This is a genomic window from Roseobacter sp. SK209-2-6 (genome assembly GCF_000169455.1).
Lineage (GTDB): Bacteria > Pseudomonadota > Alphaproteobacteria > Rhodobacterales > Rhodobacteraceae > Pseudophaeobacter.
The window spans coordinates 486739-499068 of the sequence record NZ_AAYC01000001.1 but is presented as its reverse complement, the minus strand read 5'-3'; the positions used below and the strand labels follow the sequence as shown (position 1 = coordinate 499068).

Sequence of the window (12330 nt, the reverse complement as noted above, 5' to 3'; positions counted from 1 at the left end):
CTTCGAACCATGCCCTATGCTTGGATGCCATCAGAAGACGACACCCGCAAAGAGCTGCATCTCTGGCCGCATCAATCATTGCGGCCCCGGGGCTATGCGCGGTTTCTCTCTGTGACGGGGCTTTTGATCACGCTGCCGCTACTGCCGCTGCTGGGCTCGCCGCTCCTCTGGGCGCTTTTGCCGTTTCTGCTGCTGGCGCTTTTTGGCATGAAATACGCGCTGGACCGCAACCGCCGCGATGGTCAGATCCTGGAGGTTCTGACACTGACCGAAGACAACGCCCAGCTGGAGCGGCGCAATGCCGATGGCTCCTCTCAAAGCTGGCAATGCAACCGCTACTGGACCCGGGCTGAGCTGCATGCTGAAGGCGGCCCGGTCCCGAACTACGTCACGCTAAAGGGAAATGGCCGAGAGGTGGAAATCGGCGCTTTCTTGTCCGAGGAGGAGCGGAAGGAACTGTTCCAGGAACTGGCCAAGTTCTTTTAGGTCAATCGCAGTTGAACACCGAGGAAGTCAGCACGGCGGACACTGCTGCCATTGCGCTTCTGGTTGTTCTCTGTCGCAGCATTCGATTGCGGATGCGGCTCGCTCATTTTTGCATCGCAACCTCTGTCGTCAGAGCGGTCAATCAAAGCCACGATGATACCGAGATCTCAACCGTCTTTTCGTTGCAACGCGGATAGCTCCCTGTCCTAAGCACTCACCGAGTGAACTGCATTCCATATGCAATTGTCGCAAGCGTGAGCTTTCCGGTCAGTCTTGGCGAAATTCAAATGGATGACACAAACTGGCTTCGTAAGGAGCCCCGTTGAGTGTCAAGCTACCTTGAATTTGCGCCTGCAAGATACGGGTCCAAATTGAATGCGCTGCGCGTTAAGCGTTTTCAAAAATCTTGCCGGGGTTTAGGATGTTTCTAGGGTCAAGTTGCGATTTCACCGCACGCATGACATCTACAGCACCACCGTGTTCAAGCGACAAAAGCTGTTGCTTCCCAAGACCTACTCCGTGTTCGCCCGTGACGGTTCCACGATGCTGCAGCGCGAACTCAGCAATTAGATCGGCTAGACGCTTGGCTTCCGTAAGGTCATCCTGCGAACCTTCTCTCAGCATCAGTTGCGCGTGGAAGTTGCCGTCACCGACGTGACCAACGATTGCGCCGTTGATCGAGGAGTCCGCAATCTCATGCCGGGCAAATTCGATGGCTGCAGCCAGTTTTGAGACTGGTACACAGATATCAGTTACCAATGATGTATGGCCGGGATACTGTGCCATCATCGCTTCATATGCGCTGTGCCGCGCCTTCCATAGGGCCTTGCGTGCATCCGTGTTTGCGGACCAGGTGAAAACCCCGCCGCCGAACTCTTCCGCAATGCCCCTGACGGTTTCTGCCTGCTCACACACACCGGTTTCGGAGCCGTGAAATTCAAAGAACAGATGCGTTTTCGCCGGAAGGCCAAGGTTTGCATTTGCGTTCACCGCCTCAATGTAGCTTTCATCCAGCAATTCAATACGGGCTATTGGAACACCCATCTGCATGGTCAACATCACGGTTTGAACTGCATCTGAAATGGTTTCGAATGCGCAAGAGGCTGCCGATACGGCTTCGGCAACACCATGCAGACGCAGCGTTGCTTCGGTAATGACACCCAGCGTTCCTTCGGATCCGACCATCAAGGCCGTCAAATCGTATCCTGCCGCTGATTTTTGCGCATGGGTACCGGTACGGATAATCTGACCGTCTGCCAGTGCCACCTCAAGCGCCAGTACATTGTCGGCTATCGTTCCGTACCGCACTGTTGTCGTACCTGAAGCACGGGTCGCCAGCATTCCGCCAATCGAGGCATCCGCGCCGGGATCGACAGAAAAGAACAATCCCGTCGCCCGCAACTCTTCATTCAGGGACATGCGCGTCATGCCGGGCTGGACTGTGACGCGCATGTCTTCGGGGCTGATTTCAACTATCTGGTTGAGTGCCATCATGTTCAAAGAGATGCCGCCAAATACCGGCAGGTGCTGACCTTCCAAAGCGGTGCCCGCACCCCAAGGTGTGACAGGACAATTTTCCGCGTTGCAGATGCGCAGAAGATCGCTGACATCCTGGGTATTTTCCACAAACACGACCGCATCGGGCAGAGCTTCGTCGAAATGAGATTCGTTCTGTCCATGCTGACGCCGCACCGGCAGCGAGACGCTTAGCTGCGCCCCAAACCTCTGCGACAGACGCTCGATGGCTTTTTCTACTGACATCTTGGGGTCCCTTTCTCAAGCGCCGTTGAGCGTGTTAGCGCTGGTGGCGTTCGCACCTGCCAATTCTGAAATGAGGGAAGCGCGTGCTTCAGCGGCCTGTACCATCGACGCCTCTTTGACCGGGCCAAAACCTCGAATTTGGTCAGGCAAAGCGGCGAGCTGAAGCAGTTGGTCCAACGCAGCTGTCTGCGGGTTAGAGGCATATTTGATGATATCGTCGCGGTACTGTGTGATCAGGGCGCGTTCTCGCTGACGTTCTTGCGTTCTGCCCATCGGATCAAAAACCGTGCCGCGTAAAACCTTGCCTTGTTTCAGAATGTGCATCGCTGGCCTTACCCAGGAGCCAAAGCTGCGTTTCTTCGGTCTGCCAGTTGCAGTTGTTCTGCCGGGCAACATTGGCGGTGCCAATTGATAGATGATGGCGTAGTCGCCCTCGAATTGCTCAGCAATCCGTGCCTCAAAACTGCTATCAGTCAACAACCGGGCGACTTCGTATTCGTCCTTGTAGGCCATCAGCTTGAACAGGTTTCTGGCCACGGTGACAGAGAGCTGTTTCTTCGGATTCTTGTCCAAGGAGCTGAACTGCTCCACGAACTGGCGGTAGGTCTCGCCGTACCGGGCGTTTTGATAAGCGGTCAGACGGTTCACCCGATCCTCTATGAGAGAGGGCAAAGCCTCAATATGCGTCCCCTCCGCCATCTGTTTGCCAGATGGCTCAATGCGTGCGGGGTCATACGCCCAAGCCCGACCCCATTCAAATGCAGCTTTGTTGAATTCAATCGAAACACCGTTCAATTCAATCGCACGATACAGCGCAGGCTTCGACACCGGTATCTGCCCCTTTTGCCACGCTGCTCCCAGCAAGAATGAATTGGCACCGATTGTGTCGCCCAAAATCCGTTCAGCAATCTCTGACGCATTCACGGTCATGGCATGGCCAGCAGGAACAGCCGCTTCTAACGCGCCGATGATTTCATCCGAGGGCAAGCTGAAATTCCGGTCTCGAGCAAAGGCCCCGGTGGTCATCAAATCGCGATTCGCGATGATCCACCCGTCATCCTTGAGTAAGGTGATTGCGGGCACATCGGCTCCAGTCAAAGCATCGCAGGCAAGCATAAGATCAGCGCTGGCCTGCGCGATACGGATCGCTTTGATGTCTTCTGGCTGTGCTGCAATGCGGATATGGCAAGTCACGGCGCCGCCCTTTTGCGCAAGGCCAGCCATGTCGATGACACCGGCTCCTTTGCCCTCAAGATGGGCACCCATGGCCAAAAGCGCCCCAATAGTCACCACGCCCGTGCCGCCAACCCCCGTCAATAGGATGCTGAAAGGGGTATCGAGATTGGGCAAATTCAAAGGTTCGGGCACCTCGCTGGGAAAGGAGATGTCCTTGGCAGCTTTGCGCAAAGCACCGCCTTCGATTTCCACAAAGCTGGGACAAAACCCTTTGATACAAGAAAAATCCTGATTGCAGCTGGATTGGTCAATCACCCGTTTGGTACCCAAAGAGGTACTCAAAGGCGCAATCGCTACACAGTTGGATTGAATACCACAATCGCCGCAGCCTTCGCAGACCTCAGGGTTGATGATCACCCGCTTTGTTGATGCTTCCATCAAGCCCCGCTTGCGGCGGCGGCGTTTCTCAGTGGCACAGGTTTGAATGTAGATCAGCGCAGAGACGCCCTGGGTTGCAGCCAATTCCAACTGAATAGCATTGAGATTATCTCGGTGGTGAACCTTTGAGACGGTTGTAAATTTTGAGCAGTCGACCGTTTCAGGTTCATCTGAGATGATTTCAAGTCGGCTGACCCCTGCAGCCAAAACCTCAGCAGCGATCTGATAGGGGGACAGGCCGCCCTCATGCGTTTGCCCGCCAGTCATGGCGACTGCGTCATTGTAGAGGATCTTGAAGGTCATGTTGACGCCTGATGCGACAGTCGCGCGGATCGCCATCAGCCCCGAATGGTTGTAGGTGCCGTCACCGAGATTCTGGAACACATGCTTGCGGGCTGAGAATGGTGCTTCTCCGATCCAGTTGGCGCCTTCACCGCCCATTTGTGTATAGCCCTCGGTAGAGCGGTCCATTGCTTGGCTCATCCAGTGACAGCCGATGCCTGCATAGGCGCGCGCATCATGCGGGAGCACGGTGGAGCTATTGTGGGGGCAGCCTGCACAGAAATATGGTGTCCGCTTGGCTGACAGGTTTGGCGGTGCGCTCCTGTCATATTTGCGCAAGGCAGCTGGTCCATCGATTCCTGGCAAACGTGGAGCCAATGCACGGGCGATCATCACCGCGTCCAAAGCACCTTCTTCGGGAAATAACCGTTGTCCAACCTCATCCCGTTTTCCGAAAATCATCGGAGCATTTGAGGAGCCATAGAGGATTTCGCGCACTTGGGTCTCGATCAGGCCTCGTTTTTCCTCCACGACGATCAATGTGTCGAGGCCCGCCGCAAAGGCCTTGAGGCCTTGAGGTTCAAGCGGCCAGACCATGCCGACTTTGTAAGTCGCGAGGCAGATCTCTTCAGCACGGGTGGAATCAATGCCCAGTATTGTCATTGCTGTGACCAGGTCCATCCAGCTTTTGCCAGTACTGATGACACCGATTTTAGGGGACTTGCCGCCTGAAAATTCAACACGATCCAGCATATTTGACCGGGCATATGCGCGTGCCGCATCCAGCTTGTGCTGATGGAGTCTGCTTTCCTGATCATGGCGGTCATCGTTCGCCCGGATGCTCAACCCGCCGGGCGGCAGGTCAAAATCAGGCGTTTGAGGTGCAAACCCTTGCGGGATAGTGACCGAACCGCTGCTTTCCACATTGTCTTTGACGCATTTCAGACCAACCCATAGCCCCGCGTATCGGCTCAATGCCCAACCGTGCAGGCCAAAGCTAAGAATTTCTTCGATATTCGCCGGGTTCAGCACCGGCATCATCGCGTCAAGTAAAGCATATTCGCTTTGGTGGCAGGTGGTGGAGCTTTCGCAGGTATGATCATCACCCAACAGCGCCAGAACACCTCCATTGCCGGAGGTGCCTGCCAAGTTGGCATGCCGGAACACGTCCCCCGAACGATCAACACCTGGACCCTTGCCATACCAGAGAGCAAAGACATCGTCGCAAGTGCCTTCGCCGCGCATATTGACTTGCTGGGTGCCCCAAACAGCTGTGGCAGCAAGGTCTTCGTTCAAACCTTCTTGAAATACCACACCCGCTTCGTCCAGCCATTTGCCAGCACTCGAAAACTGCCGGTCCACATCGCCAAGAGGTGAGCCGCGATAGCCTGTGACGAACCCGCGAGTCTTTAACCCAGCCGAACGATCATATTCCGATTGCATAAGGCACAACCGCACCAGTGCCTGTGTGCCCGTCATATAGGCGCGATCCGCGTCAAGGTTGTACTTGTCCGAAAGCGAGATGTCTGAAAAATCGGCAGTGTCTTTTGGCACAGGCTATGCCCCCTTGGCTGGTTTTCTAGTGCGAAACGGTGGGCTGGGTCGGTTTCGGTCACAAAAACGGCAGATCAACCAGATTTGCAGAGACCGAGACTCCATTTCGAACTACGGCGACTTCCTGTCCTGGCATGAGATCGGCAGAGATCAGCGCATAGCCGATATTGGCCTTCATGCGCGGCGACCAAATACAGTTGGTCATGTCGCCGACTTTTGCTCCGTCTTTGTAGATTTCATCCCAAGTGAAACCCAAAGGCGCCGGGTCTTTGCCTTCAAGTACAAGGCCCAATTGGTGACGTTTTGGCCCAGCCTCTGAAATCTGACGCAATGCAGGCAGGCCGACGACATCTCCCTCCAAGTCAATATCGGTGAATTTTCCGAGACGGACTTCAAAGGGGTTGGTCGTTGCGTCCGTGTCGCTGCCAACAGAAAGCAGCCCGCTTTCGGTCCGTTCTGCTGTTTGCGGACTGCCTGGCCCGATCCCATAGGGCTGACCCGCTTCTTTAAAGATGTTCCAAAGTGCGGTACCTTTTGAGCTGTCACGCAGGTAGATTTCGAAGCCGCCCTGTTTGGAATACCCGGCCCGTTGTACGACAATAGGAATGCCCTCGACCTGGGTTTCCTTGAACCAGAAATACCGGATGTTATGCACCCATTCCCCGAGCACATCGGCGACGACCTCTTCGGCGCGGGGACCTTGCAAAGCCATGGGTGAAACACCAGGATCGCAGATCTCGACATCCAGACCGCGTTCGGCGCCAATGGCCGTGGACCAAAGCCAGATATCGCTATCAGCGATCGACAGCCAGAACAAATCTTCGTCCAGCTTCATCACAACCGGGTCGTTGATTACCGTGCCTTTGTAATTGCAAACTGGCGCATATTTCCCTTGACCAATCTGGCATTTCGATAAGTCCCGGGCCGAGATCGCCTGCGCCAGTTTGGCGGCATCTGGCCCTTTCAACTGCACTTGGCGCTGGACGCTGACATCCCATTGAGAGACGCCTTCGATCACCCGCCAATACTCAGCATCCTTGTCCCCAAACGAGGAGGGCATGACCATGCTGTTATAGATCGAGGCAGACACCATTCCCTCTGCGACGCATGCATCGTAGAAAGGTGAAGGCGCAATACGCGCATTTGGAAATACTGTGAACATTTGTCTCTCCCCTAGTATGGGAGCAAATAAGTCGAATGCTCTGAGCCAATCAAACAACCAATATCTTGCCTTAGCCCGTGTTTTAGTTATAGGTCATTTGGCCATGAGCAGATCATTCCCACCCCTTATCTGGTTGCGCGCATTTGAAGCGACTGCGCGGCACCTCAGTTTCACGCATGCGGCACAAGAACTAAATCTGACGCAAGCCGCTGTTTCGAAACAGGTCAAACTTCTTGAGAGCTATTTGAAGGCCCCGCTTTTCGTGCGCCATGCGAGGAGCATAGAAATCACACGTGTCGGCCAGGCTTATCTGCCGGTCGTGAACCAAGCTTTTGAGGATCTGGCATATGGAACCCACGAGCTTTTTTCCAAAGGCCCTAACGATGCGCTGACCATAAGAACCTCAATTGGGTTTGGTGTGCTTTGGCTGGCACATAACCTGCATGACTTCCAAAACCACCATCCGGACATAAAGCTGCGGATCATCTCAAATGTCTGGAACGAAAACTCATCTGAGGGCCACTGTGATCTGGACATACGGTATGGCGATGGAGAATGGCCGGGCCTTCGTGTGACCCAGCTTACCCGTGACGCTCTATTTCCAGCTTGTCATCCGGGGCTGTTGGCAAGTGGTGCTCTGCAGAATTTGGCCTCCTTGCGCGAACAGACGTTAATTCACGTCATTGGCTACGCAGAAGGCTGGTCAAACTGGCTCCGTGAGGCGAAGCTCGACTGCGCAGGCGACGACAAATGCCTACATGTGGACACCAACAACCTCGGCTTTGAAATTTTAACACCCACTTTTGGTGTCATTCTCACTCGGTCGTCACTGGCCCGTCAGAGACTGGCCACAGGTTCTCTCGCCAAACCCTTTAGCCTGGAAATTCCGGCGCAGGAAAATTTCTATTTGACCCAGCATGAAACCGCGATCGGGCATCCCGATGCAAAATTGTTTTCTGATTGGCTCCTTGCGCGCTCAAACCAGCCGTAGGTGTCGTCAAGACACATCACGAAAGAGGCATTCCTGACAATGACTGTGGATTCATCTAGCAGCTGAGCCTCTTCCGAGTATCCGTTGCGCTTCGATGAAGAGTGTCGACGGTTCCGGAAGTCCGCCTTTGATCGATCATGCAGAAAACTTTCAGCCATGAAACTCCTCCACGTTGAGTTTGTGGTCGCTATCGGCCTGGGGGCATCACCTCCGGGCGGAGGGAGGGCTAAACTTTTGCATCAATTGCTGACTTCAGGCGCTCAGACAGGAATTCCGCAGCCTCCAGCGCGCCTTCAAGGAAACCGCCAAAGACCTCAGCAGTCTCGGTCGAGCCGAAGTGAACGCCGTGCTCGGCAAGCGGGCGCAACGCTTGCGGCAAGCCATAGTTAGGGTGGTAGCCGACCGGTTTTTGATCCTGCGGTCTGGCGATCTCTAGGACTGCCGCCCAGTCCTGCAGCATCAAATCGCGCGGTTTGGCCATCTCCGGGCCGAACATTGCGATCAGCTGTGCAAGGGCCATCTGCATCACCTCTTCTTTATGTGCCGCGCGGGCTCCAGCAGGCACCCCTACAAAGCCAAAGAGCGCATAGGGGCCGCCTGCCATCGGAGAGGCATCGTGGATTTCGGCCATCGGGCCGCGATGGCTCATCGCATCGCCCGAGAGGCCCGCGTTGCGCCAATGGGGGGTATCATAGACAGCCAAAATCTTGGCCTGACCTGCCATCCAGGTGGGCATGTCTTTCAGAGATTGAAGCTGTGCGGCGTTGAGCGCCGGATCGAACCTGACCGTATCTGCTATGACACGCGGCGGCACGGCCAGCACGATCTGGCCGGCTGACACTGTCAACGCCATGCCGCCCTGGTCAAGGGTGGCGGTGATCCCGTCCCGGCTGCAGGCCACGGCAGTGAACCTAGTACGGATCATCACCCGCGCCGGGTCCAGAACGTTTGAAAATGCCTCGATCAGAGACCCCATCCCGCCGGCAAGCCGCAAAGATCCCTGCATGGAGGCATAGCCCCGCCCGCGGTGGACCGCTCCGCTTTGATCCTGGAACAGCAGATCGCCGGTTGAGAACTGTTCGAAGACCTGGATATTGAACCGCCGGGCCAGCGCCGCAATCCGCGGCTGACCCGGCCAGAACCAGGCGGGACCCAGATCGAACCGGCCGTCGGCGCTCTCTTTGGTCATGATGCGCCCGCCCAGTCGGTCCTGCGCCTCAACCAGCAGGAAGTCTTTGCCTTGCCGGGTCAGGTGATCGGCAAGGGCGAGGCCCGACAGGCCGCCGCCAACGATAAGTACTTCTGTCTGCATCAGAATGGCTCCCCCATGGGCCTAAGATCCAATTCATGTGTCCATGTGGATTTGGGTTGTTTGGCCAGCGCAAGATAGATGCTTGCAAGGTCCGCTGGCTTTAACATGCGCGATGCGTCCAGACCGTGCATCGCACGACTGGTTTCAGTGTCCACGATCCCGTCAAGAATGACATGTATGACATGCACGCCCTTCGGACCGTATTCCCGGGCCAGTGACTGGGCCAGGGCCCGCAAGCCAGCTTTGGCCGAAGCGAATGCTGAGAAGTTTTTTCCGCCGCGCAAGCTGGCAGTGGCTCCTGAAATGATGAAGGTTCCGCCCCCGGCTTTGGCCATTGCAGGCATGACAACTTTGGCAAGATTAACGGCGGATAACACCATCGCACGCCAGGTCTCCTCGAATTCCTCGATACTTGTGTTCTCGAAGGGGGAAATGACCAGCTTTGCGGTATTGTGAACCACCAGCTCGGGTACGCCATGGGTGCAAAACAGTTCACGCAGCCTAGTCATTGTCTGGCTCTGACTGGTCAGGTCCAGGGCCAGCGTGGAAGCTGCGGCATTGGGCAAAGTCCGGTTCAGGCCAATAGTGGTGTACCCGTTCTGGCCAAATGACGAGACCACGGTTTGCCCAAGGCCCGGACCGGCACCGGCCACGATCGCAAGAGGTTTTGACATGATCCTACCCCGCACCCGGGGCAACCGGCGGTTCGGCCAGATGCCCGGATTTCACCCAGAGACGCGCGCCTTCAGGGCCCGCTTGCGCCTTCAAATCCATGCCCGCAGGCAGTCGCAGCCATGACTCTTTCACAAAATTCTCGCCGCCTTCGGTAAAACTGCCTTCGAGCACCAGGGCCTCGAACCCTTTGTGGCTTGCTGAGACGCTTTGGCCCGCCTCCCAGATCTCGATCCGGACCCGCTCACGCGCATCCTCAAAGAGCGGAATCTCCACCACGCCCTCCGATACCCGCTGCGGCTTTTGCGCCTTGGTGTCGATTGTAACCTGCCTCCGGTCCTCAGGGTCGAACTGCCAGAGTTTTACCAGAATCGTTGCCCCCTCTGCCGCGCTTGGTGTGTGCGAAGACGTGGGCGGGTTGCGCACATAGGTTCCGGCCGGAAAGTCCCCATGCTCGTCCTGAAAAACCCCGTCAAGCACCAGGAATTCCTCGCCCCCAGTATGGGTGTGGGCCGAAAATGAGCTGCCCGGGGCATAGCGCACGATGGTAGTGGCGCGTGCCACCTCGTCGCCGATCCGGTCCAGCATCCGCCGGTCCACGCCCTTCATTGGCGAGCTGATCCAAGGCTCTTGCCCGGAATGCACCACAGCGCGTTCATCAAAGTTTGCGTTGAGTTCCATGTCACTTACCTTCTTCAAAGAGGGATCTTCATGCCGACAGCGATGGGCACCACCCGCTCGCCATAGGCGCGTTCGAGGGCGTTGGTCGCCCGCCATCCGGTGCAATGCCCCGGCAGGATTAGGCCGATGTTGAACTGCTCGAAGTCGGCGACGGTGTCTTCGATGATCCGCTCGTTGCCGCCCGCCAGGTGAAACCCTCCGGTCAGCGCATGGATTGGTACGCCGGGGAAGTCCCGCCGTGCCGCATGCAGCACGTTGACGATGCCCGCATGCGAGCAGGCGGAAAAAACTACCAGCCCTTTGCCCGCGATATTCACCGCGACATAGCGTTCGTCCATCAGGAGAGGATCATCTTCCCAGCCGGTGTCTTCTGCGTTGCGCTGAACATGTCCCGGAAAGCCGGCCTCGTAGGAGGTCACGCGCGGGATTTCACCGGAGATATAGAACATGTCATCCAGAACGCTTAGCGGCTGATCTGTGACCACCGGCATCGCGCCCTGCGCCGAAAGCTCGTCTGGCGTGGCGATCTCGCGAATCTCGATCAACTCGCCCGTGGACAGAGGGAAGGCCCGCTTCCGGAACATGCCGGGATGCAGATACACGGGCAGGTCGCCAGTTTGGCCGCCCTGGCGGATCAGATCGATGGCCGCCGGAATGCCTCCTGCATGGTCCCAATGGCCATGCGACAGCGTGATGGCCTCGATCTCGCCAAAGGATGCACCGAGGCGGGAGGCGTTGTATTCGACGGCGAAATCCACCGGGCCCGCATCAAAGAGCATCACATGCTTGGTGCCGCCGCGCTGCGCGGTAATAATCAACGCCAGTCCATGATTGGCGCAGCACTGGCCTGCGCCGGAAATCTGTTCCATCCCCGCTTTGTGCAGATTCACCCATTCATCGGTGAAGCCCTCGGGCAGGCTCGACAAAGCATCGGTCTTATTGTCGATCAGAACAAGGATCTCGACGCTGTCGACAGGTTGCAATGCGGTGGACATAGGCTCTCTCCGTATGAGGTGCCGGGGCAATTTGAGCAACCACCCCGGCGGTTTTCATTAGGCCGCCAAGCGTGCTTTCAGGGCTTCGGCGAGCGGTGGCGCGGAGGCAGGGCTTTGGCCGGTCATCAAGGCGCCATCCTCAACAACATTCGCCTCCCAGTTGGCCTTGCTGATGTAATTGGCACCCCGGCCTTTCAACTCGTCCTCAAGCGAGAACAAGAGGTGATGCAGAAGCTCGATTTCGCTGTCCTCTTCGTTCTTGAAGCCAGTCAGATCGACACCGTTCACCAGGTATTCGCCATTTGAGAGCTTGATGTCGCGCAGGATGGCAGGCGCATGGCAAACCATCGCAACAGGGCGGCCGCTTTCGTAAAAGTCCTTGATCATCTTGATCGTGTAGCTGTCGCTTGCCAGATCCCAGATCAGCCCATAGCCGCCAGGCACGAAGAGTGCATCAAAGGTCGAATAGTCGATCTCACGAAGCTTGCGGGTGTTCTGAGCGGCGAACATTGCCACCGGGTCGTTGAAGAAGCGCTCGGTGTATTCGGTTGTGAAAGGGGCCTTCATTGAAAGCAGATCAATCGGAGCCGCGCCGCCCTCGGGCGAGGCAAAGACAACCTCATACCCGGCTTCGGTCAGGATGTAATAGGGCGCCGCCAGTTCTGTGAACCAAGTGCCGGTTTGTTTACCCGAGATGCCCATTTCATCCACCGAGGACATGATGAGCAGCACGCGCTTTTGCTGGTTTCCAGTAGTCATTGTCAGAGTTCCTTTGCGTCTATCTATCGATAGGTAGAATAATGGGAATTGACCTGAAAAC

General features: G+C 56.4%; 10 protein-coding genes. 2 read left to right on the top strand and 8 right to left on the bottom strand.

What is annotated here, in order from left to right; translation table 11 throughout:
• Window positions 1–9: 9 nt before the first annotated feature.
• Window positions 10–486 carry a DUF2244 domain-containing protein gene (locus tag RSK20926_RS02525; protein WP_008204184.1) on the top strand — a complete coding sequence of 159 codons (477 nt, stop codon included), beginning with the start codon at window positions 10–12 and terminating at the stop codon, window positions 484–486.
• A 387-nt stretch (window positions 487–873) separates the two neighbouring features.
• On the opposite strand, the gene RSK20926_RS02520 is transcribed toward RSK20926_RS02525, so the two are convergent.
• Genes RSK20926_RS02520 through RSK20926_RS02510 form a run of 3 tightly spaced genes read right to left on the bottom strand, consistent with a single transcriptional unit; the run spans window position 874 to window position 6859 of the window.
• The gene (locus RSK20926_RS02520) at window positions 874–2247 is read right to left on the bottom strand and encodes an FAD-binding oxidoreductase (protein WP_008204182.1); all 1374 of its coding nucleotides are present in this window, start codon (window positions 2245–2247) and stop codon (window positions 874–876) included.
• Window positions 2248–2262: 15 nt separating this feature from the next.
• Complete coding sequence (locus RSK20926_RS02515; RefSeq protein ID WP_008204181.1) at window positions 2263–5697, bottom strand: indolepyruvate ferredoxin oxidoreductase family protein; 3435 nt, start codon at window positions 5695–5697, stop codon at window positions 2263–2265.
• 58 nt (window positions 5698–5755) lie between these two features.
• Complete coding sequence (locus RSK20926_RS02510; protein ID WP_008204180.1) at window positions 5756–6859, bottom strand: glycine cleavage T C-terminal barrel domain-containing protein; 1104 nt, start codon at window positions 6857–6859, stop codon at window positions 5756–5758.
• A gap of 16 nt (window positions 6860–6875) precedes the next feature.
• Between RSK20926_RS02510 and RSK20926_RS02505 the strand changes: the two genes are divergently transcribed.
• Entirely contained in the window at window positions 6876–7850 is a 975-nt protein-coding gene (locus RSK20926_RS02505) for a LysR substrate-binding domain-containing protein (RefSeq protein WP_083805714.1), read from the top strand.
• A 226-nt stretch (window positions 7851–8076) separates the two neighbouring features.
• Here the strand turns inward: RSK20926_RS02505 and RSK20926_RS02500 are convergent, their stop codons facing one another.
• The 5 genes from RSK20926_RS02500 to RSK20926_RS02480 are packed head-to-tail and all read right to left on the bottom strand — an operon-like array spanning window position 8077 to window position 12269.
• Window positions 8077–9162, bottom strand: a complete 1086-nt coding sequence (locus RSK20926_RS02500; protein ID WP_008204178.1) for a flavin monoamine oxidase family protein — start codon at window positions 9160–9162, stop codon at window positions 8077–8079.
• On the bottom strand, window positions 9162–9836 hold the full coding sequence (locus RSK20926_RS02495; protein WP_008204177.1) for an SDR family NAD(P)-dependent oxidoreductase: 675 nt from the start codon (window positions 9834–9836) through the stop codon (window positions 9162–9164). Before RSK20926_RS02495 ends, RSK20926_RS02500 begins: the two co-directional genes overlap by 1 nt.
• 4 nt (window positions 9837–9840) lie before the next feature.
• Window positions 9841–10515, bottom strand: a complete 675-nt coding sequence (locus RSK20926_RS02490) for a cupin domain-containing protein (RefSeq protein ID WP_008204176.1) — start codon at window positions 10513–10515, stop codon at window positions 9841–9843.
• Window positions 10516–10529: 14 nt separating this feature from the next.
• Window positions 10530–11510 (bottom strand): MBL fold metallo-hydrolase, encoded by a 981-nt coding sequence (locus tag RSK20926_RS02485; protein WP_008204175.1) that lies wholly within the window; start codon window positions 11508–11510, stop codon window positions 10530–10532.
• Between the two features lie 57 nt (window positions 11511–11567).
• Window positions 11568–12269 carry a type 1 glutamine amidotransferase domain-containing protein gene (locus tag RSK20926_RS02480; protein WP_008204174.1) on the bottom strand — a complete coding sequence of 234 codons (702 nt, stop codon included), beginning with the start codon at window positions 12267–12269 and terminating at the stop codon, window positions 11568–11570.
• Window positions 12270–12330: the final 61 nt, after the last annotated feature.

Coding starts and splice junctions, on each gene's coding strand:
- RSK20926_RS02525 (WP_008204184.1), top strand. CDS start 10: ATGCCCTATGCTTGGATGCCATCAGAAGACGACACCCGCAAAGAGCTG.
- RSK20926_RS02520 (WP_008204182.1), bottom strand. CDS start 2,247: ATGTCAGTAGAAAAAGCCATCGAGCGTCTGTCGCAGAGGTTTGGGGCG.
- RSK20926_RS02510 (WP_008204180.1), bottom strand. CDS start 6,859: ATGTTCACAGTATTTCCAAATGCGCGTATTGCGCCTTCACCTTTCTAC.
- RSK20926_RS02505 (WP_083805714.1), top strand. CDS start 6,876: ATGGGAGCAAATAAGTCGAATGCTCTGAGCCAATCAAACAACCAATAT.
- RSK20926_RS02500 (WP_008204178.1), bottom strand. CDS start 9,162: ATGCAGACAGAAGTACTTATCGTTGGCGGCGGCCTGTCGGGCCTCGCC.
- RSK20926_RS02495 (WP_008204177.1), bottom strand. CDS start 9,836: ATGTCAAAACCTCTTGCGATCGTGGCCGGTGCCGGTCCGGGCCTTGGG.
- RSK20926_RS02490 (WP_008204176.1), bottom strand. CDS start 10,515: ATGGAACTCAACGCAAACTTTGATGAACGCGCTGTGGTGCATTCCGGG.
- RSK20926_RS02485 (WP_008204175.1), bottom strand. CDS start 11,510: ATGTCCACCGCATTGCAACCTGTCGACAGCGTCGAGATCCTTGTTCTG.
- RSK20926_RS02480 (WP_008204174.1), bottom strand. CDS start 12,269: ATGACTACTGGAAACCAGCAAAAGCGCGTGCTGCTCATCATGTCCTCG.